This window comes from Aminiphilus sp. (genome assembly GCF_029975095.1).
In the GTDB taxonomy this organism is placed as follows: domain Bacteria; phylum Synergistota; class Synergistia; order Synergistales; family Aminiphilaceae; genus Aminiphilus.
In genome coordinates, this window is sequence record NZ_JARKPW010000237.1 from 1 (window position 1) to 2383 (window position 2383).

The window sequence follows — 2383 nt, forward strand, 5'->3', positions numbered from 1 at the left end:
GCACGGAACCGGAACGGGCCACGTAGAGCCTGTTCTTCTTCACCGACTGACTGTACCGGGTGTCCGAGCCGCGCCCGTCCGCAAGGGCGGCCTGCACCTCCGGGCGGTTCCGGTGGTTCTCCAGGGTCGCCGCATCGGCCTCGGAATCGACGAGGACGTCGCCGTCGGGAGTGATGACGGTGATCCGGCACCGCAGGGCCTTGCCGAGCCCTTCCAGAACGGTGCGCCATTCCGGGGAATCGCTTCGCTCGAGTGCGAGGAGCGACGCCTCCAGACGCCCGTCGAGTTCGCGGGCGGCGTAGTCGCCCAGCCGATCCCGAAGGACCATGGACTGGAAGAGCCATCCGAGGGCAAAGCACAGGAGAAGGGAGACCGCGAGAAGAAAAAAGAGTCGGGTCCGAAGATGTCTCACGCGTCGTCTCCTTGTTCCCAGCGCAGCCGGTATCCCCGCCCGCGCACGGTGTGCACCAGCCGGGGATGCTCCGGATCGGGATCCACCTTCTTGCGGAGCCGCGACACGTGAACGTCCACCGTGCGGGTGTCGCCGCCGTAATAGCCCCAGACCTTGGCGAGCAGTTCCTCCCGGGAGATCACCTGACCTTTGCGGCGGATGAGCGTCTCCAGCAGGCGGTACTCCGTGGGGCTCAGGTCCAGCACGCCCTGGTCGAGGTAGAACATCTGGGCCGTGGCATCCAGGGTCAGGGGACCTTCGGCGATGACCGCCTCGGTGGAGATCTTCCGAGACGCCCGGCGCAGAATGGCTTTGACCCGGGCGGCCAGCTCGGACATGGAGAAGGGCTTCCGCACGTAGTCGTCCGCCCCCAGTTCGAGCCCCGCCACCACGTCCTTCTCGTCCCGCCGTGCGGTGAGCATGAGAACGGGAATGTCCCGCGTGGCCGGAGCGGAGCGGAGACGGCGGCAGACCTCCCAGCCGTCCATCTTCGGCAGCATGAGATCCAAAAGGATCAGGTCCGGCAAAACCGTCTCGGCCATATCCAAGGCGGTGTCGCCGTCGGAGGCGCGCTCCACGGAGAAACCGTGCCTGCGGAGGCCCTCGGCCACAAGATCTCCCAGGGCCTCCTCATCCTCGACGATGAGAATGCGTTGCCCCGTCATGGATCATTCCTCCTCCTTGGGACGCCGGATGGCGGAGGACTTCTCCACCTTCCCCGTCACCATGTAGATGGTCCGCTCGGCGAGGTTCGTGGCGTGGTCTCCCGCCCGCTCCAGCGTGCGCGCCACGAAGAGGAGCCGCGTGGCCTGTTCGATGGTCCTCGGGTTCTCCATCATGAGAAGAAGGAGTTCCCGAAAGATCTGCTCCTGGATGTCGTCCATCTGGTCGTCCATGAGACAGACCTTGCGCGCTTCCTCGGCGCTCCGATCCAGAAAGGCCCCCAGGGCCGTGTCGATCATCTCCTTGAGAATCTGGGCCATGCGGGGGATATCCAGCAAAGGCTTGATGAGGCGCTCTCTGGAGAGCGCCTTGGCCGCCTTTGCGAGGCTCACGCCGTAGTCGCCGATGCGCTCCAGGTCCACCGCCATGTGGAGGATCGCCGAGAGGGTCCGCAGGTCGAGCGCCACGGGCTGGAAGCGGGCGATGATCTGGAGACACTGGGCGTCAATGTTCCCCGTAAGGCTGTCGAGGACGTCGTCGCCTCTGAGAACCTCCTCGGCGAGGCGCACATCCTGTTCCTTCAGTGCCCACACGCCCTTCATGACTGCATCCTGGGCCAGATTCCCCAGCTTGAGAAGATCCGTCTCAAGGCGTTTCAGTTCCGTATCGAAAGCCTTTCGCATGTTCATGGAATCCATGGAATTCTCTCCTTTCTGCCGTGCCCCGTCCGGAATCGCCGCGAACGGCGCTCCGGTATGGCCGACCCGGGTCTAGCCGAAACGCCCCGTGATGTAGTCCTCGGTTCTGCGATCCTGGGGAGACGTGAAGATCTCCTGGGTGGGCCCCATCTCGATGGTCTCTCCCATGAGGAAGAAACAGGTCATGTCGGAGATGCGGGCGGCTTGCTGCATGTTGTGCGTCACAATGACGACAGTATAACGTTCCTTGAGTTCTCTGACGAGTTCTTCGATGCGGGCCGTTCCAAGGGGGTCGAGGGCGGAGGTGGGCTCGTCCATGAGAAGGACCTCCGGCTCCACCGCAATCGCCCTGGCGATGCAGAGGCGCTGCTGCTGCCCTCCCGACAGGGCCAGGGCAGGAGTGTGGAGCTTGTCCTGCACTTCCTCCCAGAGAGCCGCGCCTTTCAGGCTCGACTCGACGATCTCCTGAAGGACGGTTTTGTTCCGGATGCCGTGGAGCCTTGGACCGTAGGCCACGTTCTCCCAGATGGACGAAGGAAATGGATTCGGTCGCTGGAAGACCATGCCCACC

Annotated in this window: 3 protein-coding genes and 1 pseudogene; all 4 read right to left on the reverse strand. The window is 64.0% G+C overall.

What is annotated here, in order from left to right; all coding sequences use genetic code 11:
* Positions 1-412, reverse strand: a pseudogene (locus Q1K49_RS14635) (hypothetical protein); the annotation flags it as partial.
* Positions 409-1116, reverse strand: a complete 708-nt coding sequence (locus tag Q1K49_RS14640) for a response regulator transcription factor (protein ID WP_300526705.1) — start codon at positions 1114-1116, stop codon at positions 409-411. The gene Q1K49_RS14640 and the pseudogene Q1K49_RS14635, both read right to left, overlap by 4 nt.
* Before the next feature lie 3 nt (positions 1117-1119).
* Complete coding sequence (gene phoU / locus Q1K49_RS14645) at positions 1120-1812, reverse strand: phosphate signaling complex protein PhoU (protein ID WP_300526706.1); 693 nt, start codon at positions 1810-1812, stop codon at positions 1120-1122.
* 72 nt (positions 1813-1884) lie between these two features.
* Positions 1885-2383: phosphate ABC transporter ATP-binding protein (locus tag Q1K49_RS14650; RefSeq protein ID WP_300526707.1), on the reverse strand; the 499-nt coding region annotated here is incomplete at its 5' end.